Origin of the sequence: Hallerella sp. (assembly GCF_022776125.1) — a bacterium.
Classification (GTDB): Bacteria; Fibrobacterota; Fibrobacteria; order Fibrobacterales; family Fibrobacteraceae; genus Hallerella; species Hallerella succinigenes.
Window position 1 is genome coordinate 18,762 of record NZ_JALFIA010000020.1, and the last position, 24,247, is coordinate 43,008.

Here is a 24,247-nt window from a genome sequence, read left to right on the forward strand (position 1 = left end):
TCGCGAGCCTTTCCTTTTTCAAAACGAAACTGAATTTGGCCTTAGCGGAGATTCTTTTTTGCACCGCGAAGAAGGTTCTTCACCTGCTTCGAAGAGAGAGGCGGTTCGGTCGGCGTATCACGACGGCTCTTCGGGTAGCAATCTTCGCAGTAATAATGCACCACGACTCCGTAGCTCGCGGCTCCGTCCTTCATATCGGTTTCGCGGGAACGGTGGGCGCGCACCAAAGCTTCCTTTTTGCACTTTTCACAGATACCCATCTTCGGTTCTGCAGGTTTACGAGCTTCACGACGAGGCGCTTTCTTTCGGGGGTCGGTTTCTGCCCAAGCACGAGCAGAAGCAGCATTTTTCGCATAGAATTTATCGCTAAAATCCATTTTCGGTCTCCTTCTGTGTATTATAAATTCGTCGTGCAATGAAAAGTCCCAACAATACATGGCAAAGGGATGTCGGGAGATGATTGGAATCGTAAAGACTGCGTGCAAACTTTCCGCGTTGCAGTTGGTCTTTTTCAAAATCTTCCAAATGCGAGGCAAAATCCAGAACATGAACGCGGTCACCGTTTTCCATCGCACGCACTTTTTCGTTAAACGCTTCAAGCGCCGTCACACATTCTGGAAGCGCTTGGCGCGGAATGGTCAACAGGTACAGAACCGAAGACGTTTTCGAAAGAATTTCTTCTAAAAGGATTTTATACTGGGTAAAAGCCTGGTCCGCATCCGCAACAGCACGAAGTTCGTGCAACCCAAGGCCCAACACAATGCGTTCTGCGTGCTTTCCAAAAATATCCCCAGGAGCTCGAGCGATGACCGTCGAAATCGGGTACCGAATCGAACCGGCGATAGCAAATTGCATTGGACGAGTCGGGTATTCGCACAAAAGAAGCTCCGAAAACAGGGATGCGGCTTCACCGTTCACACCCATCAATTCGTCACCGATTATTTGAATTCTGTGCGTCACGTTAATAAACTACTTTATTTCCCGTTTTTGCACCCGTAATTCCCAATAATTTTCTCTTTTTTCGCGAAAAACGATGTGATTTCCGTCTTCGACCATCGCGCGAGGCACATTTTCAATCGGTTCCCCGTCATCGATCAAGAACGTCACCAAGTCCCCTGGTTCCATTCCGGCAAGCACAAGTCTCGCCCGCACCGATCCCGTCGGACAACGTACCCCGCGCATATCCACCGCCCCCGTCGAAAAGGCAGAAAGGTCGATTTCCGTCGGGAATTCCAACTCCCTGGATTTTTCACAAAAATGCAAAATTTCTTTTGCATACTTTTCGGGATGCGCAAGCCAGGTTCCGATTGCTTCCGGAAGTATTCCTTTAGGTAGCCTCTGAGCCAAAGAAATGGCTTTTTCTGGCGAAAAAATGGAAAGAACCGGGCGATTATTCCGAAAAACCGCCACTAGGGCGTGCCCGAGCAAAAGCCTTAGGGACGCCCCGATTTTCGGGTCGTTTTTACCCGCTTCGTACCATTTTTCCAGTGGAGAAATTTCTTGCTTACCTTGCGCCATATTTGCCACAAAATCCTCGATGGAATATAGCAATATTGTTTTTGCATTTCTATATTTGGCGCCAAGCATCCAAAAATGCATAAGGTTTTAAAACTATGGCTCAATATATCCTTGATATCCTCTTTGTCATCTACGTCATTGCCGGTGTTGGCCTTGTCGTCTACGGATTCAACTGCTATTGGAGCATTTATCTTTTTTTGAAGAACAGCCGCCGCGTTCGTCTCGCGGACCGCAAGAGCCTTCTTCAGTTCTACCGCGATCATAAAATGGCAGACTTGCCGCAGGTCACCACCCAGCTTCCGGTCTTCAACGAAGCGAACTGCGTGGAACGTTTGATCGACGCTGTCTGCGCAATCGACTATCCGAAGGATCGACACGAAATTCAAGTTTTGGACGACTCCACCGATGAATGTTACGAAGTCACCAAGCGCAAAGTCGCAGAAAAGCAGGCCGAAGGATTCGATATTAAGCTCATTCACCGTACTAACCGTAAGGACTTCAAGGCAGGCGCTCTTGCCGCCGGTATGGAAGTGGCCAAGGGCGAATACCTCGCCATCTTCGACGCCGACTTCGTCCCGCAGAAAGACTTCCTCCTCAAGACGATTCCGCACCTGATCATGAATGAAAACGTCGGTCTCGTCCAGGGCCGCTGGGGACACTTGAACCGTTCCGAATCCGGTCTTACCCTTGCCCAGTCGATCGGTATCGACGGTCACTTCGTTGTGGAACAGTCCGCTCGCAGCTGGGGCGACCTTTTCATGAACTTCAACGGTACCGCAGGCGTTTGGCGTAAACAGGCCATCGTGGACGCTGGTGGTTGGGAAGGCGATACGCTGACCGAAGACATGGATCTTTCTTACCGTAGCCAGCTCGCCGGTTGGAAGATGAAGTTCGTATTCGATGTGATCGTTCCGGCCGAACTTCCGGACGACATCAACGCGTTCAAGGCTCAGCAGTTCCGCTGGGCAAAGGGTTCCATTCAAACCGCCATTAAAGATCTTCCGCTCGTCTTCAAGGCAAAGGGCGTTCCGTTCCGCAAAAAGCTCGGAGCCTTCCTGCACACGACGCACTACTCGATTCACCCGTGCATGCTCTTTACCGCTCTCGCCGCTTATCCGCTCCTCGCCTGGTACGACCCGGTAACGAACATTCCGGCTTGGCTCTTCACTCTCGGTTTTGCATTCATCTTCCTCGCGGCCATCGCTCCTTCGACCCTCTACTTCGTCGCTCAGCGTTGCTCCGGCTACACCGGTTGGAAAACCCGCATGCTTTCTCTTCCAGCTCTGATGGCAATGGGCGTCGGTATCGCAGTCAGCAACACCCGCGCATGGTTCTCTGCGGTTCTCGGTCGTAAAGGCTCCTTCGTCCGCACCCCGAAGACCGGTGGCAAGAAGCACTCCTTCTTCCGTCAAAAATTCCCGTATCTCGCGATCCTCGAAATCGCAGTCGGCGTTTACTGCATCGTGGGTGTTCTCGCTTACATCGGTGCCCGCAAGTTCATCATCGGTCCGTTCCTCGCCCTCTACGCAATCGGCTTCCTCGCTGTGGGCGCATTGAGCTTTATCCAGTACTTCCAAAACCTGATCGATATGCACAGAGCTCAGCGCAAGGCTCAGGCAGAAGCCGTTGCAGCAACCAAGCTATAAAAAGTCAAAATATTTTCTCCTTAACGAAAGGCCTGTAACTCAGCGGGCTTTTCTTTTTGCCGTATATTTCACATTGTAAGATACGACACCGGAACGGAATCTTGCACAAAGCGGTATATTATTTTTTATGAGCCCCGCAAATATGTCCAACCACCGCTTTCCCCGACTGGTCCTGCAAAAGCAGGATCCGCTTGGCTACAAGCAAATCGAGATGCAAACCCTCAAGGTCGGCATCTGGATCAACATTTTAATGGGACTCTGTGGCTGGGTCGGCTACTACTTTGCAAGTTCCTACGCGCTCGCCCTGGACGGAAGCCTTTGCACAATCTCCGCGGTCAGCTTTATCGTAGCCCTGCGCATCACCCGCAAGCGCGACGTCAAAAGCGAAGAATACCCATTCGGCATTTACAGCGTGGAAAACGTTTACGCAATGCTCCAAGGCATTCTCCTGATAGCGATTACCGTGTTCTCGATTTTTGAAAGTATAGGCAGCATCATAAGCTACATCAAAAGCGGCCCGACAATACTTGAGCCCTTAAAGCTCACCCCGCTTCTTATCTACACGATCGGCATGGTATTTGCCTGTGCAGGCGTTTGGCTGTACTACCGCAGACAACTCGAGAAAACAGCGGGCGAAAGCCCCATTCTCAAATCCGAAACCGTCGCCGCTTATGTCGATACGTTCGTCACCGTCGGCACGGGCCTTGCCCTCATCCTCATGGCAATCGTCCCGCAAGATTCCCCCTTCGCCTTCCTGAATTACATCGGCGACTCGATCATCGTCATCGGAATCTCGCTCTTTTTGCTGCCGCCTCCGATCCGCGTCGTTTCGCATTCCTTCTTCTCGCTTATCGGAAGGACCACGCAAAACGCCGCCTTGCGAAACCGCACCGAAGCCGTCATCAAGGCGGCTCTCGACCCGAGCTTTAAACTTGTCAAGGTTCTGCTCTTCCACGTCGGTTCCAGCTACGAAGTCGATATCACCATCACTCCGCAGAATGACGCCCAAATGAACCTGGAAAAATATCGAGAGACGCGCAGCACGATCGAAGCGGAATTAAAAAAACTGTACCCGAATCTTGTGCTGCAAATCTTTTTGCTTTAAAACAAAAAAGTCACTTTCTCACGAAAGCGGCTTTTTTCCATACATCCCAAACAAACCACTGCTTCCCTACTGCGGAACTTGAGTTCCGACATATTTATATTAGTAAAAATGTAAGCATTTTCAAAGTGATACTTACATTTTTGCGTTGTCCAAATGATTCAATAAGAATTCTCAAAAAATGTATCAAACATAAAAAACATCTTGATTTTACAGTAGTTACAGAAATTTTTCTGTATCCTAAACGACCATGCCGTTGTCTAGAATTCCCCCTGAAAACAGAGGAAAAGCCTTTTTTGAAAAACAAAAAAAATTTCCTTCAGAGAAAAAGGCAGAATTATTATTTTTGGGCAAAATATTATCGAAAATAAGGCTCTGTGGTATATGTACAAGATTGGATTTGATAACGACGCTTATCTGAAAACGCAATCGGAAAAGATTGCAGAACGCATTGCAAAATTTGGCGGAAAACTCTATCTCGAATTCGGCGGAAAGCTTTTCGACGACTTCCATGCATCCCGCGTCCTTCCGGGTTTCGCTCCGGACAGCAAGATTCGTATGCTGACGAAGATGAAGGACAAGGCGGAGGTCATCATCGCGATCAACGCAAGCGACATTGAAAAAAACAAGGTCCGCGGCGACCTTGGCATCACTTACGACATGGACGTTCTCCGTTTGATCGACGCCTTCCGCGGTTACGGTCTTTACGTAAGCAGTGTGGTGCTGACCCGTTTTGAAAACCAGCCTAGCGCAGTCGCTTACCAAAAGAAACTCGAAGGCCTCGGTCTCAAAGTTTACCGCCATTATCCAATCGAAGGCTACCCGGCGAACATTCCACTGATCGTAAGCGACGACGGCTACGGTAAAAACGAATTCGTAGAAACGACTCGCGAACTCGTCGTGGTGACCGCTCCGGGTCCGGGAAGTGGAAAAATGGCTGTTTGCCTTTCCCAGCTTTACCATGAAAATAAGCACAATGTAAAGGCGGGCTACGCCAAGTTTGAAACGTTCCCGATCTGGAACATTCCCTTGAAGCACCCGGTGAACCTTGCCTACGAAGCCGCCACCGCCGACTTGAACGACGTCAACATGATTGACCCGTTCCATCTCGAAGCCTACGGCAAAACGACTGTCAATTACAACCGTGACGTGGAAATTTTCCCGGTTCTGAACACGACCTTCGAACAGATCCTCGGCGAATCCCCGTACAAGTCTCCGACGGACATGGGCGTGAACATGGCGGGCAACTGCATCATCGACGATGCCGCGACCTGCGCCGCTTCGAATGAAGAAATCATCCGCCGTTACTACAACACGCTTTGCCAGGTTCGCAAGGGCCAGGCAGACCAGGAACAGGTTTACAAGCTCAAGTTGGTGATGGAACAGGCTCACATCAAGCCGGAAGACCGCAAAGTCGCTGTCGCCGCGCTGAAGGAAGCCGAAGAAACGAACGGCCCGGCGGTTGCCATTGAACTCCAGAACGGCGCAATCGTGACCGGCAAAACCACGTCCCTACTCGGCGCTTGCGCAAGCGCGCTCCTGAACGCACTCAAGCATTTGGCAGGCATCCCGGACGAAGTCCGCTTGCTTTCTCCGATGGTCATTGAACCGATTCAGAACTTGAAGACGACCCAGCTGCGGCACAAGAATCCTCGCCTGCACATGGACGAAGTCCTGATTGCGCTCTCCGTTTGCGCTCTGACGGATTACAATGCGAAAATCGCTCTCGAAAAGCTCTCCGAACTCGAACATTGCGAAGTCCATGCAAGCGTCATTCTTGCGCAGGTTGACGTGGACGTCTTCCGCCGTCTCCGCGTAAACCTCACGATGGAACCGAAGTATCAGTCTTCCAAACTCTACCACGAATAAGATTCGCCGCTCAATAAATCGCCGAGCTTGGGCACTTGCTCGGCAGCGCCATGCTCTTTGCCATTCTGAACCTTTGCCAGCTTCTCGGTTGGACTTCCCTGAGATCAGTTTGCAGGGAATTCACCCATCTAATTCAATTCGACTACAAGATTTGTCGAAGCCTTGACTTCGACGGAATCCGCGATAACATTTCGCGAAGAACCTCCGCCAAGCAACATCGTGTCGTAGGATTTGGCACGCGCATCGCCCAGCACGGTAATGCCCTCATACATACTTGAACCATCGCTCACCTGTTGCGTTTTACCGAGCTTCATGTCCAAGCCGTCCGCAAAAAGCTTTGCCTTCGCCAAAGCCTTTTCGCCCGACTTCAAAATCACCTGAGCTTCTAACAGCTGACGTTTTTTCAACAAGGGAAACGTTCCATTGCACTGCAAATCCGCATTCGGGGCAAGCAAATCGATCAAGGCTGTTGCGAGTTCCTTCGAATCCGTTTTCACATGGATTTCTTGTATCGCCTCATAGCCCATAAACCGCCTACCGCCATCTTCATATTCCCACTTCTTTTTAAGCGACATCCGCTGCACCGAAATATTGGATTCCGGAATTCCCAGCGTCTTGATCTGAGCTATCACGCTTTGGCTCTTTTCATCCATTTTCCGATACAAAGCCTGCTTATCTTTTTCAACGCATTCCAAAGAGAAGCTGCCCAGGAATTCATCTGCCGGATACCTGCGTTCCACCGTTGCCTCCACCGCCAAGAAAGACTTGGCATCGCCATCATCCGAGTTTGCAATCGACATCGAAAGATCCATGTCAACGCCCAGGGAAACCGAATCCGCCATATTAAACTTGGACGATTCCACATCCCCACGCACAAACAGGACCTTTCCCGTTTTTTCCCCGACGCCTTCCGCATAACGGTCCGCCTGAAGCAGCGCTTTTTCACAGGCTTTTTTCACGATCGCCGCCTGCAAAGAATCTTCATCCTTTAGCAAGGCGTTTGTCTGCAAAATTTCTACGTCCGGAATTACCGAAAGCAGTTCGCTCAAAGAATCCGCAGCCTCCTTGCTCGACACCGAAATTTTAAAGTTCTGACGGGCAACAAATTTTTGCGTCTTGAGATAGTTCCAGGGCTTTTCAACTTGCAAGCTGTTCTGTTCCACGTTTTCTTCGGAAATGCCCATCGACTTCGCATATTCAAAAATCTGGCTTCGACGAACATCCATATCCTTAAATAGCTTTTCCTTGTTTTTACCGTAGAGTTCCACGTTAAAAACAAGTCTGTATTCGTTCGCTACAAAGTTCTTTTCTTCCGAAACAGAAACATGGATCGACGGAGTTTTCTCCGCATTTCCCGAAGCGGTCGGCTCTATTCCTTTTTTCGAGTCTCCACGGTTAAATACCAGCATTGCACAGACGAATGCAAGAATGATGAATGCCGCAATAGATACCTTATTACCCATATCAAAAACTCCTTTTCCAGGTCTATCTTTAAATGGCATTTAAAGACGCGTCGCTCTTTTCAAATTAGCACAAACGTCTTTGGAACACACGATTTTCTAAAATAATTTTACAAAATAGCGTCCGGATTCTTCAGCCATTTTTCGATGACAATATTCAGCGGTTCCGCCTTGCCGTAGAACCATCCCTGGATACATTCACAGCCGATTTCCTTCAAGAAATCCACCTGCTCCTGAGTTTCTACACCTTCGCAAAGCGTGCGAACGCCAAGTTCTTTCGCCATCGCCACAATCGAAGAAATAATCGCCTTGGACTTTTCTCCAAAATTGCGCATAAAGCTCATGTCAATCTTGATTTCATCGAATTCAAATTCGCGGAGCGTACCCAGCGAAGAGTAGCCACTGCCGAAGTCATCCATCAACACTTCAAAACCCGACGAACGGAAGAGCTCGATTTCTTTTTTCATCTTCTTCGGGTCCGTCATCACGCAGGATTCCGTAATTTCCACCTGGAAATACTTCATTGAAATCTTGTGCTCTTCCATGAGTTTCTTAATTTCTTCACGCGGATTACCCACAATAAAGTCCATACGCGACAGATTAAAGGATATCGGAATTTCCTTGAAGCCCATGTTGAACGTTCTCTTGTAATCTCTCGCCAGTTCTTCCACAATGAACATATCGAGCTTGTAAGTCAAGCCGAATTCTTCAAGAACAGGAATGAAGTCCGCCGGCGAAATAAATCCGAGAACCGGATCAATCCAGCGTGCGAGAACTTCAAAACCTACCAGCTTGCCCGTTGCCGTGCTGATCTTCGGCTGGTAATAGGCATGGATATGTCCCAAGGCCATCGCATTGTCAATGTTGAAAATGACAAAGTCACGAATTTCAAGGCTCTTCTTCATCTTTTCATCGAAATAGGTGAAGTGAGAGGCATAATCACGGTTATGGTCACAAGCCGTTCTTGCACGGTCTGCCGCAAGGCTTGCAAAGCTCGGATTGTCGGAGTCGTCCACGTAGATACCGGCGCGAACCTTCAACGACGTGCCGTTATTGCACTGCGCCATCATATCAAATACGCGATTCACGTTTTCTTCAACAGCCGTATTCGTCGTCACCACATAAAAACGGTCTTCGCCAAAGCGAGAGCAGCTATCCTTGCCGTAAACCTTTTTCAAAATATCGGCAAAAGCGATCAAAAGTTCATTGCCTTCCTGCAAACCGAAGCGTGTATTATAGCCCTTCATGCCATTCAGGTTGAAGGAAATCATGACCGGAGTCTTACCAGATTTGTGAATCGGATGTTCTGGAGCTTCGATCATTTCAAGGAAGTAAGACATCGTCGGAAGACTCGTCAACGTATCGTACTGCGTTTCATAGGCTGCGATAAAGGAGTCTAGCATCGTCTTTTCTTCGTTGTTTTTAAAGAGCTTTCCGTAGCCCGCCACATTCTTGAAAACACCGGACTTCGTCTTCACACGAATGCTTGCACGGTGCGAGAATTTTTCCTTATACATGCGGTCATCCGCAACACGCATCAATTCCCCTAAAGAGGAACCCTGGAATTCTCGACGGGATGCAAAGCCACACGAAACAGAAAGACTTTCCACCTTTTTACCCTTCCAGGAGGCAAAGCTCTTTTTCAATTTCTGTCGCAGCTCCTGCAGAGCCTCTTCCGAGCACCAGAAAATCGCGAAGAATTCATCCCCACCCACCTTGTACACCTTTCCATAAGGTGCAATAAACAGATCCAGACATTCACCAGCACCCTGAATCAATTCGTCGCCAGCAGCATGTCCCAAGGAATCGTTCGTATCCTTCAACGCATCCAAGTCCATCACGCCGACAACCAGATCGAGACTCAAGCGCTTTTCCAAAAGTTTCTGGAAATCTTCATTAAACGCTCTACGGTTCGGCAAATCCGTTACCGCATCAAAACGAGCCTTCTGATTCAAATCCTTCTGCAATCTCTTCTGGCAAATCACATAAAGCAAGAACGAAAGGATTAAGCACACCAAAAAGACGAGCACACCAAGAGAAGCCTGGATATGCGACTGCACATAATCCCAGAAGGTAAACGCATAGGAAGCTTCCGTATGGCGCACCAGGGATTCCGCCATATTATCTGCGCCAAATAACGTAATACCGCGGTCCAAGATCCTGAGCAGTTCTGGATTTTCATGGCTCACACCAAAGGACCAGCTACTCATCGTCTTCAGTTCTTTGCGCTTCAAAGTATAATTCTGGTGCAAATTGACCATCGAACGGTAAACATTCAGCAGAGTTCCATCCGCTTCACCATTTTCCACAGCCTTAACGCATTCGAGCCAATTCTTGAAACGGACAGCGGTCGCCTTGGAATAATGATCCGAAAATACCGCTTCCTGCAACGGCGTGTCTTCCGAAATCGCAATTCGAATTTTTGACCACTGCTCATCCGTCAGGCTTTCCATGTTATCCAACAAGTTCGCCTTGGAATCCTCGCGATAGGCCCAGACCATTGGCGAAGAAGAAACCCTCATACTCTGGAAAAAGCCATATCTTTCAGAGCGGTAATCATTGGCATAGATCGGTATCGCCAAATCGATTTTACCAAAGACAAGGTCCGAAATCATCTGACGATAGCTCTTGTACCCGTGATACGTCAGCGTCGCCTGAATGCCATAAGATTTTAAGGTAAATTCCAAGACGTCCTGAAAAAGCCCCTTGGCTCGGCCGTCACTTCCCGATTCGCTAAACGGTGCATAGCCTTCAAAATAACCGACGCGCAGCTGTTCGTGATTGTTGATCCAAATTTTTTCTTCCACCGGCAAAATATTTCGCGTTGCTATTTCGCTATAATACTTGTCTTCCAAATCCATGAAGAAATGCGGAGAAGACGAATAAATAATCCCAATCGCACGGCTGAGCTCCGGCATCAAGTAAATGCTTCTGAGAGAAATACCGATGTACTTATTAACCGAAGATACCTGCACCACAGGCTGCATTCCATCGTCCTTAAAGACCTGGTTCTCCAAGTCCCCGACCAAGTCTATCTTCCCTTCATGAAACGCTCGTACACGCAACGTGTCCGCCGAAATATTTGCTACAGTATCATCATAAAACGGGACGACCGTATAATCAAAGCCGGTCATCGCTTTCCACTTTCGCACAGACTGTTCCGCCAAAGAACCCGCAGTCACGCCAATCTTCTTTCCGATGAGAGACGTGTAATCTACATAGGCATTCATTTCTTGCGTACGGCAGTAAACAAAATGCGACTCTACAATCATCGGAACATGCGGGACACGCAGAAACCGGAAAAGAGCAGAATCTGACGGTACCCCCGCCAAAATATCAATCTTTCCATCCATACGGCGCAAGCTTTCCAGGTGCTCTTCCAGGGTTCCCGGGACATATTCCAATTCCCAATTCGCATAGCGAGCTACACTCTGCAAAACTTCATAAGCATAGCCCGATTTAGGGCCATCAGCTCTGCCTTCTTGAAAGTTTTCCTTTTCAAACCAACCGACTTTAACGACGCGCGCATCTTTTGCATAACCAAGTACGGCAAAGCAAAGAATCACCCACAGGCATCCCCATAATTTTGCGAATGTATTTTGCTTCCCCATGACCAATTTCCCGCTAAAGATTTGACATTTTCAAAATAATAAGAATCCCCGAAATACTTCGAAGTTCTTCCACAGAACATCCGTTTTCGAGAACTCTTAAAATTTGAAGTTCCACTTCAAAAATATATGCCCGAAACGCTAGATTTTTACGAAATTTTCAAAAAAGTTTGTTTTTTAGTCGAGTAAAATGGTAAATGGTCCATCATTTACAAGACTTACCTGCATATCGGCGCCAAAACGACCGGTTTGCACCACCGAAACAGACTTTTTGCATTCGCAAACGATATACTCGTAAAGTTCGTTCGCAAGCGTCGGGTTTCCTGCCCCGTTAAAAGTCGGGCGATTTCCTTTGTGGCAGTCTGCATACAGCGTGAATTGCGAAACGAGCAAAAGTTCCCCCTTCACATCCTGGATCGAAAGATTCGTCTTGCCATGATCATCGGCAAAGATGCGCAGAGAAAGCATTTTACGGACTAAACGGTCGGCGACTTCCTTCGTATCCGTTTCCCCGACACCTATCAGCACCATGTAGCCTTTACCGATTTGACCGACCGTTTCTCCGTCGATTTCCACCTTGGCACTTGTCACACGCTGAATCAAAAATTTCATTCATTATTCCGCTTTCAAAAAAGCCTTCAAAGCGTTCATCTTCCGGCGCGCATAATCGCAACCGTGGAAGTAAGAAGCATTCAATTTATCGAGATCCGTTTCAAAGAGATCGCAAAGATCGACTTCCGGACGCATCAAAAAGACCTTGCCTTCTTTTTCCAAGCGTTCCAGGTCTTCGAACATCCGCTGGTAACGGCGATAGCGTACCATCAAAGCGCGGAAAAGATCCAAATACTTGTGTTTGAACATCGGATTCAAAACAGCGCTGTACTTGCGAAAATCCGAAACCGCTTCCCCCGGATAATGTGTAGAAATGGCGACGACCTTGTCACAGCCCATTTCAAATGCCCGGCGGTACGGAATCGGATCGGTCACGCAACCGTCCACATAATGCTTAGCGCCGATCTGCGCCACCGGAAAAAGCATCGGCACCGAACAGCTCGCATTCACAATGTCGAGTAAACGCTTTGGATCGCTAGGTTCCGACATGTAAACGGGACGGCCCGTTTCACAGCAGGTCAGTGTAAATTCGCATTTCACCGGAGAAGCAAAGAAAGTATCAAAGTCAAACGGAATATGACCGTAAGCGGCTCCGTAATGCAACGCTCGGGATTCCTTGCGGATTCCATCTAAAATGCGATGTGCCTTTTTTTCGCCGCGTTGAAGTTTGGTCGGCATAATAATGTAGCGCAAGCGTCCTTTCTGCTTCGTCACATAGTTCATCGCTGCATGACCGCCAGCCGAAACGCCTCCGATATACGGAAACTCGATATTCTCATCAAGCATCGTATCGAGGACACCTGCCGAAAAGATCGTCTGGCGGGAACCGCCTTCTAGTACCAGGCCGATTTTCAATTCGCCACCTTTTCTGCAGGTGTATTTTCTGCAGTCGGAAGTTCTGTGAACGGTTTGTTCAGCGCTTGCAGCTTTAATGCCCAAACCTTTTGTCTAAAGTATTCGCTGCGTTCCGCAAGGTGCACCGACGAAGGAATCCCTTTGACTCGTTCAATCTTTTCGGCGTTACCGATGATGACGCGCGTCTTGTGTCCGCGTTTGTAAATACCGTCGAGTCCAATGGAAATCACCGGAGCGCCCGTGCTGCGGGCGAGGAACGCAAAGCCCGTTTTAAATTCGTTCAAAAGGCCGTCTTCACGGCACTTGCCTTCTGGGAAGATAATCACCGAATTGCCCGCTTCAAGCTGTTTCTTCGCCTTCAATGCCCATTCCGTGTCCAAGTTAAAGCGGTCGCACGGCACCACATTCGCACGTTTTAAAATCCAATGGAACTTCGGCATTTCATACCAATCCTTTGCCACGACAATGCTTCTCTTGTGAAAGAACAGAGCGAGCAAAAGAATCGGATCGTTCGTCGAAGTATGGTTTGCAATAATCAGGGACGGCGTTTTCAAGTTTGTCGACTGCACCGACGGATCGGTAAAAACAAGCTGCGGACGGTAAGCGATATGAAAATACGCCCAGCCCGCCCGTTCAATGAAGCGGACGACAGTCTTCAAAAAGAATTCAACAATCGATTTCACAGCCATTACACAGTTTAAAAGCCTTACTTGTCCAAGGAATCTTTCGGAATCGTCGTAAAGGTCAAATCACCCTTCGCATGTACCACACCGTTCACCTTGACGACACAGTTAAAGCCCACAAGAACTCCACCGCCCTTCGTCTTCGTCACGGTCATTTCCAGCTGATCGCCCGGAATCACAGGCTTTACAAACTTAAAGCCGTCGATCTTCAAAAGCACATAAAGCTTGTCATCCAAGTCTTCCGGCTTCTTTTCAATCACGAGCGAGCATAGCTGAGCACAGCTTTCCACAATCAGAACGCCCGGCATAATCGGGGTTCCCGGAAAGTGGCCCATAAAATACGGTTCATTCACGCTCACATTCTTGATGCCGGTCGCGGATTCGTTCAAAACGAGTTCCGTTACCTTTTCCACCATCTGGAACGGCGGGCGCTGAGCGATCTTCTGGCTGATTTCGTAAATATTCATGCTCACAGGGAAAGGCCTCCGTCGAGAACGAACACCTGACCCGTTACATAAGCAAACTGATCCGAAACAAGAGCGGAAACCATGTTCGCCACTTCATCTGCCGTACCGAAACGCTTGAGCGGAATCTGCTCCACATAAGCCTTGCGCTTTTCTTCCGGAATCGCTTCAATCATTTCGGTTGCGATAAAGCCCGGAGCCACCGCATTCACGCGAATGCCATAAGCGCCAAGTTCCTTGGCGAGAGTCTGGGTCAAAGAATTCACCGCACCCTTGGTTGCGCTGTAAACGCTTTGACCGGCGAGAGCAAACTTCGAACTCACAGAGCTCATATTGATGATCACGCCTGACTTCTGCTTAAACATTTTTAGGGCGACCTGCTGAGCACAGTAGATGTAACCCTTCACGTTCAATTCAAAGCACTTGTCGAGAGTATCCGGACTAATCATCAGAAGATATTCGTCGCGGACAATGCCAGCATTGTTCACCAGAACATCAATACGACCGTAAGCCTTTATGACTTCACGAATCATGAGCTTCACCTGGTCGAGCTTCGAAACGTCGGCCTTGTAAATCATGCCTTCGCTGCCAGCCGCCTGAATCTGCGAAAGGGTTTCCTTTGCAGCTGCGTCAGAACTCGAATAGTTTACAACGACCGTGTAGCCGTCTTTAGCCAAGCGAAGGGCGCAAGCCTTGCCGATCCCCTTCGAAGCGCCTGTAACCAGTGCAACCTTCATCCTGTCTCCTCTAAACCTTACTTACCAAAAACGACTGCGCTGTAAGAGCCACCCGCAGCAAACGAAATCACAAGAATCTTCTTCAAGTCCTTGGATTCCACCATCTTCGTCGAAACGGAACCGTCCTGGGCGATGAAGTAAGCTTTTTCACTCTTCAGTTCCGAACTGAGGAGAAGAGCCGCTTCCGCAGCGGCGAGCGTTGCCGAAGCAGCACGGCCTTCACCGACGCGTTCCTTCACTTCAAAGACCGGCATCGAAGCAATCTTGTCACCAAATACGCGGATCAAAGATGCCTTTTCGATATTATCCACCTTCTTAAAGCCATCCGCAAAGCCACAGACGGCATCGATTTCATCGATCGAAAGGCCCGAGTCCTTCAAGGCTTCCTGGATTGCATTGTCCAAAGCTTCTCCCGAGCCTTCGATCTTGCCGAACTTCACGTTCTTACGGCCGTTGCCGTAGCCGAGAGCGTAGCAGTAGATCTTGGCATCGCGAGCCTTTGCCTGTTCTTCGGTTTCTAAAAGAATGGACACGCTGCCATCGCCCAAGACGCAGCCTTCGGAATCCGAATACGGTGCAACGACCTGGTCGGCGGCAAAATTCAACTTCTGGGCGAATTCCGTGATAATCGGGAGGTTTTCATCCGTACCCGTTGCCATCATCGCCTTTTCCTGACCATCGTGGATCACGTTCATCGAGTAACCGATGCTGTCGAGGCCAGAAACAGGGCCTGTCGTAATCGTTACGCCGTAGCCTTTGATACCCGAACAAATCGACAGGTAACCGCCAGCGGCATTGTAAACCGTGTGCGGGAACTTGAAGGCACTGCCCTGAGCATTGCCGAGATTCGTGATCAGTTCTTCAAAATCATAAGTGGCACCGAGCCCACCTTCCGAGGTTCCGACGATAATGCCGATTTCCTTCGCATTTTCTTCGGAAACCTTAAAGTTTGCGTCCTGGAGGGCACGCATGCCCGAAACCGTCTGCAGTTGACCCAAATTGTCAAGCTTGCGGTAGAACGCCATCTTGATGCCGAGTTCCCTGTAATCTTCCAAGGAAATGGTCGAATGGATCGAAGCGCTTTCCGGCTTCACATCCTTTTCGATTGCCGAAACGAAAGCGGCCTTGCTGTTGCCGAGAGGACATACAATGCCAAGACCCGTCACCGCGATTTTCTGATCCTTCGCCGTCTGGTAAGAGACATTCGCCGCTTCCTTGGAGAACACGATGCTCGCATTCGTACCGCCGAACGCGACGTTATTGCTCATCACGCACTTCAAAGCCTTCGCATGCGGCACGTTCTGTACAAAGTCCATTTTGCCGACCTTTGCCTTCAACGCTTCGGAATCTTCTGCGGAATAATGCAGAGTCGGAAGCACGGTATCGGTCGTCAAGGCCTTGATGCTGAACACGGCTTCGATCGCACCCGCTGCACCGAGGCAGTGGCCCGTCATCACCTTGGTCGAGCTCACGCTGACCGTCGGGTTTTCTTCACCAAAGAACTTGGTGAAAGCCGTAATTTCCGCATTGTCGTTCTTGCCCGTACCCGTTCCATGTGCATTCACATAGCCGATATCGGACTTCTGAATACCGGAATTCTTAACAGCGCGATTCATCGCTTCCGTCAAGCAAAGAGCATCTTCACGCGGAGCCGTGATATGGTGAGCGTCACTCGTGATACCCGAACCGAGAATTTCACAATAGGTTTTTGCACCGCGCTTTTGAGCGTGTGCATAAGATTCCACGATTACAATGCCTGCACCTTCGCCGAGCGTAATGCCATTGCAGTGATTGAACGGAGAACATCCGTTTTCATCCAAAGCGTGCAAGGAAAGGAATCCGGAATATGGAACTGCGGCAAAAGAATCCGCACCGCCAGCCACGACGACATCTGCCTTGCCCGCGCGAATCAAGTCGCAAGCGAGAGCGATGGAAATCGTACCGGCTGCACAAGCATTTGCCACGTTCGTTACAATGCCACCTGCGCCACAGGTTTCTGCCACCTGGGACGCAATGGCCGCAATCGGCATTTTGGGGATATCATTTGCGTTTTTGCCGTTCTGGTGGTAATGTTCCACGCTGATCACGCCGCCAACACAACTTCCGATAATCACGCTCACACGCTGGTCGTCGGCAAAGTTGCCAAGACCTGCATCCTGCAAGGCTTCATTTGCAGCCTTGATGCAAAGTTTTGAAACACGATCCTTCTCTTCCGGAGCGTCGATCGCGTCCAAAGTATCGCAATGGACTTCAGCAGCGAGGTTCGCGTAACACTTGTCTGTATCCACAGAAGTGGTCTGATGAATGCCCGAAACGGAGTTCAGAGCGTTCTTCCAAGTTTCTTCAACATTGTTACCGACAGCGCAAATCACGCCAAGGCCGGTAACGACACAGCGACTATCGTTCGAAATCATGATATCCTATCCAAAAACCAGTAAAAAAAGCACAAAGCGATTAAGCTTGGTGCTTTTCGATGAAATCAGCGATCGTATCAATGCTCTGGAACGGTTCCTTTCCAGCACCGGTCATCGAAACGCCAAAGTTGCTGTCGACAAAGGAAATGATTTCCAAAGAGTCAACGGAATCAAGCCCAATTTCTTCACCAAAAAGCGGGGTGTCGTAGTTCAGAACGTCGCCATCGACGCCGAGATCCGACATAAAGAATGCCTTGAGCTTACTTTTCACTTCTTCGTTGTTCATTTTTACCTCATTTTAGAATTTTTGAAAGAATAGAAAAAAATTACATCGTTTTCACATCCAAACCGACTTTTAAACGATAGGAAGCGAGAATTTAACGATAAAAACTAGTCAAATCAGCTCTTTTCCGGAGGAAAGAAGAGATCCACCTGCGGAGGCAATTCCGCAGTCGGTTTGCCATCCTTCAAAAAACAGTGCAAAGAATACCCTTCCGCACAGAGCGTTCCTTTGACATAAGCGCAGTAATGGAACTTAAAATGAAGCTTGCCCTTGCGCATCAGGGTCGTTTTCACATCCACCGTATCGCCGTAATGAGTCGGGTAACGGTAACGCACGTTCAGTTCCAAGACAGGGCAAAGAAAGCCCTGTTTTTCCACATCCGCATAGGTCGATCCGACCGTTTTAAAGAATTCCGTTCGAGCCTGTTCAAACCAAACTGCATACACGGAATGGTGGACCACTCCCATCTGATCGGTTTCCGCATACCGGACATCAATATGGCTTGTATACTGAATCTTACACATTTCCATAACAGATTTTCCCTTTAAAACGCCTGTCTTACATAAAAAGAAAGCCCGACGTGGTCAAAATCTACCCAGGAGACATCAGCGCGTGCGAACAAGCGCTCCTTCAAGTTCAATCCGAGCAAAGCGCCAAAACCCACAGCCCTATGCCAGTCGTTGCGCATCAATTCGCTAAAGTAACCGCCGACCTTTCCACCTTCAAAAAACACATGGCCCCCGAGTCTCCAACCGAAATATTTACGGATTTCCGACTGCAAAATCAATGACTGATTGTCGTTAAAGTAAAGGCTTTCCACTCCGCGGAACCTCTGAACGCCATCGGGCCCTGCGAGCATATCAAACGGGACATTTCCTTCGGCGCGTTGCCACAATAGACCGAAAGCGGCAGTCGCCTGTAAAGGAATCGGAGTGTAACCCCTTAAATCCAGGCTTTCTATGTCAAAGGAGTAATCGCCAAAGGCTTCCGCATAAAAAATCTGTTTCCACTCCGCCAAAAAGCCATGGGCAGTCCAGTTCGTATTGTCGCGTGTATCGATGCCGAACAGGTATCCAAGTCCATTTCGCCATCCCGACTGCGGATCGGGAAAGTCCATATCGGATTCGCGGAACTGGATCTTGGCATGCTCTATGTGGACTTCCATCCCGTATTTGAACCAATCGGGAACAAAAGCCTTCGATTCAAATTTAGAGCAGAGAGAGAACTTTTCCTTGTCGTAATTCGTGAACGTGTTGATATCCGGATCGTTCCCCGAACCATAATAACTGGTGATCCAATCCTGATACTTGAGCGCGAACCAGCCGCTGATCAGGTCATGATACAAGTAAAAAAAAGGTTCGAGCACAAACTGCCATTGTCCACGGGAAGATCCGTAAGCGGTCAAGCCGATTTCCGGAACCTTGCCGTCTTTTTCATCGGGTTTGATAAAAAAAAGAACCATGGCTCCGTACAGGACTTCCGTCTCTTCGGTATAGCCTAAAACCGGGACTAGAGAAAAACGTTGGAAGTCATCCGCTTTTTGGCGGGCAACAATCTTTGACGAATCCACAAGAAGCGTGTCCACAAGCGGCACGCCCTGCAAATTATCCAGCGCATCTGCAGACGCAAACGAAGCGACTGAACACAGAAGTCCAACAATTTTCCACCAAAGCCTCATGACGGGCGGACAATATAGAAATCATTTCTTTTTCCATACGCTATTTTATGCACGATTTCGAGGCAAAAAGCCCCTATTTTTGATGGGTATATTCCAAGTTGTACTATAAATTGAAGTCCGTTTCACATTTTTTTCTTGGATTTCTGAAAAACGGAATTGATTTTAAGAAAGAAAGGAAAAAGGAACCGTAATCCATGAAAAAAATTTCTCTTGCAGCTCTTCTCTTTGGCGCCACCTTCTTCACCGCTTGCGCAGGCACTCACACTCCGGATGTCGCAGCAATGCCTGATCAGGCTCCTGTCGTTGCTGCACCGGCGATGTCGACTGAAACCTTCAACTGCACCGATGGAACCATTGTGGCAGATGAAAACCTTTGCCCGATTATCATTGATGAAATTTCTGGCGAAGAAGTCCTTGGCGTTGCTGCAGTCACCCAAGTCTCTCTTCTTTAAGCCGTATTCGTTACAGCTTCCCTCCTCAAGTCCTCTCTTTACAGAGAGGATTTTTCATTTTCCAAAGAAAAAAAGATCCAGAAAGCTAAATCCTAAATAAAAGATTCAAAACGGCGGATTTCTGCACTTAAGTCCAAGCCAGGGATCTGCGCCTGCAAATCTTTTGCCTGCAAGAGAGCGTTTTGAGCAAAGGTTTTGACCTTGAAAGAATCCGCATCGAAAATTCGATGGTTCGAAAGCTTTAAAAAGCTTTCTACTCGGGAAAGATTTCGCCAAGTTTCCTCGCTGAAATAAGACTCTCCGCATTTTTCAAAGATGTAATCTTCCGCGGTCGAAGACAGATGAATCATGTCAGCTGCGTAAAACCTGTAATCCCGAAGCTCGTCCATGGCAATTTCATAGCTCGGGAAATATTCCACATTTTTGAAAGTGTTTGCGACAGAATTGGCGCCGAGCAAGAGGGTCGCCTTGGAAAGCTGATTTCCATGAGCCCCGTCCTTGAAATGGCGAAGCGGTGAAACGGTCAAAACGATGCGCACCTGCGGATTCAATGTTTGCAAACTTTGAACGGCACTTTCTAACGCAAACACGATGCGTTCTACCGAAACGAGTTCCCGGCGAAACAGGTTTGCATTTTGACGATGGCAATTTGAAACGACCGTTCCGGATTCCTGAAGGAAGTAGCAGAAAGCCGAGCCGAGCGTCATGAAGACGACGTCTGCCTTTTGCAGAAAAGCGTGCGCGGACTCCACGGCGCCATTCATTTGTTGTAGGCACAGGTTCGAATCTTTGGAAGAGAAGCTTCCGTGAAAATCCCAGCAGTGGTAGTTTTCGCCGTCAAAGAAAATTTCGTCCGCGGTATAGAGCTTTTTGTTGGCAATCCGCTCCAGCATGTTCGCCACCGAAAGCGGATTGTAAACGATTCCAAACGGATTGACCGCTGTACGGAAGCAGAGATCGGTGAATTTATGCGAAATATTTTCTGCAAAGCAAGATCCGATAAAGGCGACGTTCGACTTCCAGTCAATGCGGATATCGGATTTCGGGATTTCTACCGGAGTCGTCCAATTCATGCTTTGCTTTTCGCCCTACTTCTTACTGCGCTTTAGTTCTTAAAAGAGTGGACCGGAGCCGGAATTCTTCCGCCTCGATTCACAAAGGCATCACAGGAATAAGCATTCACCGCCATCACCGGAGCAAAGCCCAGAAGGCCACCGAATTCCACCTTGTCACCCACCTTTTTCCCCGGGCATGGAATCAAGCGGCAGGCGGTCGTTTTTTGGTTGATCATCCCGATCGCCATTTCATCTGCGATAATGCCTGCAATGGTCGTGTCCTTGGTATCGCCCGGAATGGCGATCATGTCAAGGCCCACGGAGCAAACACAGGTCATCGCTTCGAGTTTTTCGAGTGTCAGCGCGCCCGCTTCTGCGGCGTGGATCATTCCCTGGTCTTCCGAAACCGGAATGAACGCGCCCGAAAGGCCTCCCACGTAAGAAGAAGCCATGAGGCCGCCCTTCTTCACCTGGTCGTTCAGCATGGCGAGGGCGGCAGTCGTTCCCGGAGCGCCAGCATATTCAAGGCCCATTTCGCAAAGGATGTCGGCAACGGAATCGCCAATCGCCGGAGTCGGCGCAAGCGAAAGGTCCACAATGCCAAACGGATAGCCAAGGCGTTTCGAAGCTTCTTTCGCCACAAGCTGACCGACCCGGGTCACCTTGAATGCGGTCTTTTTAATTGTTTCGGAAAGGGTTTCAAAGTCCGTGCCGCGGACCGATTCCAAGGCCTTTTTGACGACGCCCGGACCGGAAACGCCCACGTTCAAAACGACATCGCCTTCCGTGACACCGTGGAAGGCGCCGGCCATAAACGGGTTATCGTCCGGCGCGTTGCAAAAGACGACGAGTTTCGAGTCGCCGTTCAAAACGCCCTTCTTTTCGGAAAGTTCTGCGGTATCCTTGATGATCGTTCCCATCAAACGGACAGCATCCATGTCGATACCTGTTTTGGTCGAGCCTAAGTTGACCGAGGAACAGAGCACATCGGTTTCGGTCAAGGCTTCTGGAATGGAGCGGATCAAGAGTTCATCGGCAGGGGTCATTCCCTTGCTGACGAGGGCCGTGTAACCGCCCAAGAAATTCACTCCGACCTCTTTTGCAACGGAGTCCAACATCTTCGCAATTTTCACAAAGTCTGCGGAAGATTTGCAAGCGGATGCACCGACGAGGGAAATCGGCGTCACGGAGATTCTCTTGTTCACCACCGGAATGCCAAAGTCCTTCGCGATTTCATTTCCGGTTTTCACAAGGTCCTTGGCAGAACGGTAAATTTTATCGTGGATATTTTGGCAAAGCTTATCCACGTTCGAATCGATGCAGTCGAGAAGGCAGAGTCCCATCGTGATGGTGCGGACATCCAAGTTTTCCTTTTCGATCATGGCGTTGGTTTCTTCAACCTCGTGAAGATTGATCATATAAACCTCTTGTGGACAGTCCAGAATTAAAGACGGTGCATTGCGTCGAAGATGGCTTCTTTTTGCGTTTTGATCTGGACGCCGATTTTTTCTTCGCCGAGCTTGGTCAGTTCGTTCTGAATATCGCCGAACGCCTTTTGGATTGCCGAAATGTCGACGATCATCATCATGTTGAAGTAGCCCTGGACAATCGTCTGGGAGATGTCCAAGATATTGATGTTATTTTCTGCGAGGTATGTGCAGACCGTGGCGATAATTCCCACCGTATCCTTGCCGACAACCGTGATGATAGCTCTTTCTTGTGCCATGCCGAAACTCCTCAATGCTTCGTTTTACTTTTCAGCGTAAATATAGCTCCCTCGTTGGAATTCAATTTTGTAATTTGTAGCACAAAGGAGATTCCAAATGAAATTTGAAAGAAAATTTTCGTTTGTTTCTGTACTTTTGCTGACTCTGATCCTTGGCTCCTTCACCACCGCCCTCGCAAAAGCCTCTAACGACGAAAACATCCGCATCGTCAAAATCAACGACGATAACTTTGAAAAGGAAATCATAAATTCGAAGCAGCCGATCATTCTCGAAATCTCTTCGACGAGCTGCCCTCCGTGCCTCATCATGATTCCGACGCTCATCGATATTGCAAAGAACTATACCGACATTAAAGTCGCATCGATCGGTTTCGACGAACCGAATATTGAAAAGATCAAGAATACCTTCCGCATTCAGGCTTTCCCCACATTCTACTTCTTAAGAGATGGCAAGATCATCAACATGAAGATGGGCGCGATGAAAGAAGACGAACTGTTAAAAGCCTTGGAATACACTCCGGCGAAGAACGTCAAAAAAGTGACCCAGTACAAGCCTCCAAAAAAGAAGCACCTTTCCTGCTCCGTCGATGGAGAGTTCAGCGGGCTCAAGAATCACATCACGATTTCTTTTGTCTTCGGCAAAACGCAGATCGACGATGTAGACATTGTGACCGACGTGCTGATTCCGCCGGAACTCGAAGAGCACAAACCGCAGATCATGGAAAAGTTCAAAGCCAGCGGAAAGTCGGAAGTCACAGAAACCAAAACGGGCTTCAAGTTGCACACTGCGAACAACAGTCGCTTTATGCGCGCCATGGACATGAAGAGAACTTCCAACTACAGCGAAATGAAAGCGGGTCTTGAGCTCCAAGGCTTTAAGTGCGAATAGCGCCTAAAACGCTCCACCATTCACGACTTGAATATTCCCGTTCCATCCTCAAACCGACATCTTTGAACCATTGAAGGACAAATTCCTTTTCGGTCAAAAGAAGTCCAGCAAGAACGAGCTTACCGCCCCGAGCCAAAAGCTGTACCACCTGTTCGCGCATCGGTAAAAATTCGCGCAAGAACATGTTACAGACGATCACGTCAAATTGAACGCCTGGGCGGAACACATTCAAATAACCGAGAACGCAGTCGCTTTTTTCAAAGCCATTGCGTTCAAAATTTTCAGAAATGCAAGGGAGCGTTACCGGGTCGATTTCCGTTCCGACAGCGAGTCTTGCGCCACGGCGACGGGCGAACATGGAAAGGATTCCGGTGCCTGTGCCTATATCCAAAACCGATTTTCCCTGTAAATCGATAAATTCCATCAGATTCGCAACGCCGCATGTGGTATCGTGTTCACCGGTTCCAAAAGCGGTCTTCGCTTCGAGTTCAAGAACGACCGCGTCCGGATCTTCGGGGGTGAATTTGACCCAAGGCGGACGCACCCACAGGTGAGGGCTTACCTGCACCGGTTTTGCGCTGTCCCGAAAAACCTGCACCCAGTCCGTATCCGGTTCTTCCGTCACCCGAAAATGGTACTGCGGAAACTGCTGTACAAGGCGGTCCCGTTCCAAGCGATCGCTCGTGTAAAAACAAAAATGCGAAAGCCCGTCATCGGTCGGGTCTAATTCTTCGAGCGAGGCAACACCCGCTTCAAAAAGCAAATAGCTCGCAAGTTCAAAATCTTCCGCAGGACAATCGCCTTCCGCTTTGTACCAGGTTTCCGTTTTCTGCATAGGCGCAAATTTAAAAAGGAAACTATAGATTATAATAATTCAAAAAATCTAAAAAAATGTTTTTTCGTTATGCGATTTTTTGAGAAAACTAACAATCGATTGCCTCAATGAGGACATCTTGCAGGAATTCGCCGGGCTGATAGCCGAAAAAAGCGGCCAGCCGGATAAAGTTTGTCATGGTGAGCTGGGTGTGGCTAAAGTGTCCACTCTTGCGTTTTACGCCTACTTCCACACCGTAAAGGGTGTTCTTGTGGAGACCAAGCTGGAATGCGAGCCCGTCGCGGGTGATGCCACGAGCCTTGCGATGCCGCCTAAGAACCTTTGCGAGGGCTTCAGCGAAGCGGTCGTCCTCCATTTTCTG

24 protein-coding genes are annotated in these 24,247 nt (G+C 48.8%); 5 read left to right on the plus strand and 19 right to left on the minus strand.

Annotation, left to right across the window (positions count from 1 at the left end):
- Positions 1-41 precede the first annotated feature (41 nt).
- Genes MR847_RS02990 through MR847_RS03000 form a run of 3 tightly spaced genes read right to left on the minus strand, consistent with a single transcriptional unit; the run spans position 42 to position 1,518 of the window.
- A complete protein-coding gene (locus MR847_RS02990) occupies positions 42-377 on the minus strand; it encodes a hypothetical protein (RefSeq protein ID WP_100426203.1) in 336 nt (111 codons plus the stop codon).
- Positions 367-960: a hypothetical protein gene (locus tag MR847_RS02995; protein WP_287722904.1), complete on the minus strand. Its 594-nt coding sequence runs from the start codon at positions 958-960 to the stop codon at positions 367-369. Before MR847_RS02995 ends, MR847_RS02990 begins: the two co-directional genes overlap by 11 nt.
- 9 nt (positions 961-969) lie before the next feature.
- Positions 970-1,518: a sulfurtransferase TusA family protein gene (locus tag MR847_RS03000; RefSeq protein ID WP_287722905.1), complete on the minus strand. Its 549-nt coding sequence runs from the start codon at positions 1,516-1,518 to the stop codon at positions 970-972.
- Positions 1,519-1,613: 95 nt separating this feature from the next.
- Here MR847_RS03000 and MR847_RS03005 point away from each other — a divergent pair, with 95 nt between their 5' ends.
- The 3 genes from MR847_RS03005 to MR847_RS03015 all read left to right on the plus strand — a co-directional run bounded on the left by MR847_RS03005 (position 1,614) and on the right by MR847_RS03015 (position 6,135).
- Entirely contained in the window at positions 1,614-3,164 is a 1,551-nt protein-coding gene (locus MR847_RS03005; RefSeq protein WP_287722906.1) for a glycosyltransferase, read from the plus strand.
- Between the two features lie 127 nt (positions 3,165-3,291).
- Complete coding sequence (locus MR847_RS03010; RefSeq protein WP_277001163.1) at positions 3,292-4,269, plus strand: cation transporter; 978 nt, start codon at positions 3,292-3,294, stop codon at positions 4,267-4,269.
- A 381-nt stretch (positions 4,270-4,650) separates the two neighbouring features.
- The gene (locus tag MR847_RS03015; RefSeq protein WP_287722907.1) at positions 4,651-6,135 is read left to right on the plus strand and encodes a DUF1846 domain-containing protein; all 1,485 of its coding nucleotides are present in this window, start codon (positions 4,651-4,653) and stop codon (positions 6,133-6,135) included.
- Positions 6,136-6,263: 128 nt separating this feature from the next.
- On the opposite strand, the gene MR847_RS03020 is transcribed toward MR847_RS03015, so the two are convergent.
- From MR847_RS03020 to MR847_RS03070, 11 genes are all read right to left on the minus strand, one after another.
- Positions 6,264-7,598, minus strand: coding sequence for an SIMPL domain-containing protein (locus MR847_RS03020; protein ID WP_287722908.1), 1,335 nt, complete (start codon positions 7,596-7,598; stop codon positions 6,264-6,266).
- Positions 7,599-7,705: 107 nt separating this feature from the next.
- Positions 7,706-11,161, minus strand: coding sequence for an EAL domain-containing protein (locus MR847_RS03025; RefSeq protein WP_287722909.1), 3,456 nt, complete (start codon positions 11,159-11,161; stop codon positions 7,706-7,708).
- 219 nt (positions 11,162-11,380) lie between these two features.
- Positions 11,381-11,815, minus strand: a complete 435-nt coding sequence (gene dtd / locus MR847_RS03030) for a D-aminoacyl-tRNA deacylase (protein WP_287722910.1) — start codon at positions 11,813-11,815, stop codon at positions 11,381-11,383.
- Between the two features lie 3 nt (positions 11,816-11,818).
- Positions 11,819-12,670 (minus strand): patatin-like phospholipase family protein, encoded by an 852-nt coding sequence (locus MR847_RS03035; RefSeq protein WP_100426190.1) that lies wholly within the window; start codon positions 12,668-12,670, stop codon positions 11,819-11,821.
- Positions 12,667-13,353, minus strand: coding sequence for a lysophospholipid acyltransferase family protein (locus MR847_RS03040; protein ID WP_241899553.1), 687 nt, complete (start codon positions 13,351-13,353; stop codon positions 12,667-12,669). The genes MR847_RS03035 and MR847_RS03040 overlap by 4 nt, the downstream gene beginning before the upstream one ends.
- Before the next feature lie 23 nt (positions 13,354-13,376).
- Positions 13,377-13,820 (minus strand): 3-hydroxyacyl-ACP dehydratase FabZ, encoded by a 444-nt coding sequence (gene fabZ / locus MR847_RS03045; protein ID WP_287722911.1) that lies wholly within the window; start codon positions 13,818-13,820, stop codon positions 13,377-13,379.
- Positions 13,821-13,822: 2 nt separating this feature from the next.
- Positions 13,823-14,554, minus strand: coding sequence for an SDR family NAD(P)-dependent oxidoreductase (locus tag MR847_RS03050; RefSeq protein ID WP_100426187.1), 732 nt, complete (start codon positions 14,552-14,554; stop codon positions 13,823-13,825).
- Between the two features lie 17 nt (positions 14,555-14,571).
- Complete coding sequence (locus tag MR847_RS03055; RefSeq protein ID WP_287722912.1) at positions 14,572-16,968, minus strand: beta-ketoacyl-[acyl-carrier-protein] synthase family protein; 2,397 nt, start codon at positions 16,966-16,968, stop codon at positions 14,572-14,574.
- Positions 16,969-17,008: 40 nt separating this feature from the next.
- Complete coding sequence (locus tag MR847_RS03060) at positions 17,009-17,254, minus strand: acyl carrier protein (RefSeq protein ID WP_100426185.1); 246 nt, start codon at positions 17,252-17,254, stop codon at positions 17,009-17,011.
- 113 nt (positions 17,255-17,367) lie between these two features.
- The gene (locus tag MR847_RS03065) at positions 17,368-17,775 is read right to left on the minus strand and encodes an acyl-CoA thioesterase (RefSeq protein ID WP_277001146.1); all 408 of its coding nucleotides are present in this window, start codon (positions 17,773-17,775) and stop codon (positions 17,368-17,370) included.
- 20 nt (positions 17,776-17,795) lie between these two features.
- A complete protein-coding gene (locus MR847_RS03070) occupies positions 17,796-18,929 on the minus strand; it encodes a BamA/TamA family outer membrane protein (protein ID WP_287722913.1) in 1,134 nt (377 codons plus the stop codon).
- 194 nt (positions 18,930-19,123) lie between these two features.
- Here MR847_RS03070 and MR847_RS03075 point away from each other — a divergent pair, with 194 nt between their 5' ends.
- Positions 19,124-19,381, plus strand: coding sequence for a hypothetical protein (locus MR847_RS03075; RefSeq protein WP_277001141.1), 258 nt, complete (start codon positions 19,124-19,126; stop codon positions 19,379-19,381).
- Positions 19,382-19,473: 92 nt separating this feature from the next.
- Here MR847_RS03075 and MR847_RS03080 read toward each other — a convergent pair whose 3' ends face one another.
- From MR847_RS03080 to MR847_RS03090, 3 genes are read right to left on the minus strand one after another with little or no spacing between them, the layout of a single operon-like run.
- Positions 19,474-20,454 carry a GSCFA domain-containing protein gene (locus tag MR847_RS03080; RefSeq protein WP_287722914.1) on the minus strand — a complete coding sequence of 327 codons (981 nt, stop codon included), beginning with the start codon at positions 20,452-20,454 and terminating at the stop codon, positions 19,474-19,476.
- A 32-nt stretch (positions 20,455-20,486) separates the two neighbouring features.
- A complete protein-coding gene (locus tag MR847_RS03085) occupies positions 20,487-21,854 on the minus strand; it encodes a PFL family protein (protein WP_100426180.1) in 1,368 nt (455 codons plus the stop codon).
- 26 nt (positions 21,855-21,880) lie between these two features.
- Positions 21,881-22,162 (minus strand): ACT domain-containing protein, encoded by a 282-nt coding sequence (locus MR847_RS03090; protein WP_100426179.1) that lies wholly within the window; start codon positions 22,160-22,162, stop codon positions 21,881-21,883.
- A 97-nt stretch (positions 22,163-22,259) separates the two neighbouring features.
- Here MR847_RS03090 and MR847_RS03095 point away from each other — a divergent pair, with 97 nt between their 5' ends.
- Complete coding sequence (locus MR847_RS03095) at positions 22,260-23,051, plus strand: thioredoxin family protein (RefSeq protein WP_287722915.1); 792 nt, start codon at positions 22,260-22,262, stop codon at positions 23,049-23,051.
- Here the strand turns inward: MR847_RS03095 and MR847_RS03100 are convergent.
- Together MR847_RS03100 and MR847_RS03105 are read right to left on the minus strand one after the other, a co-directional pair.
- Positions 23,038-23,886, minus strand: coding sequence for a 50S ribosomal protein L11 methyltransferase (locus MR847_RS03100; protein ID WP_287722916.1), 849 nt, complete (start codon positions 23,884-23,886; stop codon positions 23,038-23,040). The two genes, MR847_RS03095 and MR847_RS03100, sit on opposite strands and share 14 nt — an antisense overlap.
- An 88-nt stretch (positions 23,887-23,974) precedes the next feature.
- On the minus strand, positions 23,975-24,247 hold a 273-nt coding region (locus tag MR847_RS03105; RefSeq protein WP_287722917.1), incomplete at its 5' end, for a helix-turn-helix domain-containing protein.

Excerpts from the sequence above, each read along its gene's own strand:
- MR847_RS02990 (WP_100426203.1), bottom strand. The coding sequence starts at position 377 with ATGGATTTTAGCGATAAATTCTATGCGAAAAATGCTGCTTCTGCTCGT.
- MR847_RS03000 (WP_287722905.1), bottom strand. The coding sequence starts at position 1,518 with ATGGCGCAAGGTAAGCAAGAAATTTCTCCACTGGAAAAATGGTACGAA.
- MR847_RS03005 (WP_287722906.1), top strand. The coding sequence starts at position 1,614 with ATGGCTCAATATATCCTTGATATCCTCTTTGTCATCTACGTCATTGCC.
- MR847_RS03010 (WP_277001163.1), top strand. The coding sequence starts at position 3,292 with ATGAGCCCCGCAAATATGTCCAACCACCGCTTTCCCCGACTGGTCCTG.
- MR847_RS03015 (WP_287722907.1), top strand. The coding sequence starts at position 4,651 with ATGTACAAGATTGGATTTGATAACGACGCTTATCTGAAAACGCAATCG.
- MR847_RS03020 (WP_287722908.1), bottom strand. The coding sequence starts at position 7,598 with ATGGGTAATAAGGTATCTATTGCGGCATTCATCATTCTTGCATTCGTC.
- dtd (WP_287722910.1), bottom strand. The coding sequence starts at position 11,815 with ATGAAATTTTTGATTCAGCGTGTGACAAGTGCCAAGGTGGAAATCGAC.
- fabZ (WP_287722911.1), bottom strand. The coding sequence starts at position 13,820 with ATGAATATTTACGAAATCAGCCAGAAGATCGCTCAGCGCCCGCCGTTC.
- MR847_RS03050 (WP_100426187.1), bottom strand. The coding sequence starts at position 14,554 with ATGAAGGTTGCACTGGTTACAGGCGCTTCGAAGGGGATCGGCAAGGCT.
- MR847_RS03055 (WP_287722912.1), bottom strand. The coding sequence starts at position 16,968 with ATGATTTCGAACGATAGTCGCTGTGTCGTTACCGGCCTTGGCGTGATT.
- MR847_RS03060 (WP_100426185.1), bottom strand. The coding sequence starts at position 17,254 with ATGAACAACGAAGAAGTGAAAAGTAAGCTCAAGGCATTCTTTATGTCG.
- MR847_RS03065 (WP_277001146.1), bottom strand. The coding sequence starts at position 17,775 with ATGTGTAAGATTCAGTATACAAGCCATATTGATGTCCGGTATGCGGAA.
- MR847_RS03070 (WP_287722913.1), bottom strand. The coding sequence starts at position 18,929 with ATGAGGCTTTGGTGGAAAATTGTTGGACTTCTGTGTTCAGTCGCTTCG.
- MR847_RS03075 (WP_277001141.1), top strand. The coding sequence starts at position 19,124 with ATGAAAAAAATTTCTCTTGCAGCTCTTCTCTTTGGCGCCACCTTCTTC.
- MR847_RS03080 (WP_287722914.1), bottom strand. The coding sequence starts at position 20,454 with ATGAATTGGACGACTCCGGTAGAAATCCCGAAATCCGATATCCGCATT.
- MR847_RS03085 (WP_100426180.1), bottom strand. The coding sequence starts at position 21,854 with ATGATCAATCTTCACGAGGTTGAAGAAACCAACGCCATGATCGAAAAG.
- MR847_RS03090 (WP_100426179.1), bottom strand. The coding sequence starts at position 22,162 with ATGGCACAAGAAAGAGCTATCATCACGGTTGTCGGCAAGGATACGGTG.
- MR847_RS03095 (WP_287722915.1), top strand. The coding sequence starts at position 22,260 with ATGAAATTTGAAAGAAAATTTTCGTTTGTTTCTGTACTTTTGCTGACT.
- MR847_RS03100 (WP_287722916.1), bottom strand. The coding sequence starts at position 23,886 with ATGCAGAAAACGGAAACCTGGTACAAAGCGGAAGGCGATTGTCCTGCG.